Origin of the sequence: Salegentibacter tibetensis (assembly GCF_020164485.1) — a bacterium.
GTDB lineage: Bacteria > Bacteroidota > Bacteroidia > Flavobacteriales > Flavobacteriaceae > Salegentibacter > Salegentibacter tibetensis.
On the sequence record NZ_JAIQZA010000102.1, the window covers coordinates 1 to 611 of the forward strand.

At 39.1% G+C, this 611-nt stretch carries 1 tRNA gene; it reads right to left on the bottom strand.

The annotated features are described in order from the left end of the window. Window positions 1–367: 367 nt before the first annotated feature. Window positions 368–441, bottom strand: a tRNA-Ala gene (locus LB467_RS18680). Window positions 442–611: the final 170 nt, after the last annotated feature.

Consider the following 611-nt stretch of genomic DNA (forward strand, 5'->3'; position numbering starts at 1 on the left):
TTACCTCGTTATAAAAGTAAACTTCTATAACTGTAGTTTTCTCGTATTCTTTGTTTCTCAATATGTCAATGAACTTTTTTCCTCTTATACAACCTAATTTCAATGGCAAACAAACGAATATGCTTATACGCATTTTCCTGATGTTTGTAGTACCTATCTCCCTTAGATCTTAAGGAATCGTGGAGAATATCGGAGTCGAACCGATAGCTTGTCCCGAATAAATTTCGGGAACCTTCCCGATGTCAAATCGGGACGCTCTAGCACCTAATCCTGCTAAAACTCTTTTCAAAATGCCAATCAATGAACTTTTAAGTAGTGAGCAACATCTCAATACTCAATTCTTAGTACGCTGTACTAAAAAAAATAGTGGAGAATATCGGAGTCGAACCGATGACCTCCTGCGTGCAAGGCAGGCGCTCTAGCCAGCTGAGCTAATCCCCCGTTTTTTTTCAGTTGGCAGTTAATTAGTATGCAGTATCCAGTCGTAACTGTACTGCGTACTGCTCACTGCGTACTGTAAACTGGTTGCCCAACTTCTAAAATTTCCTTTCAATAAATTGTAATGAACTTAATTGTCTCGCTTCACCCTCTAACTTCTAACCTTGTACTTC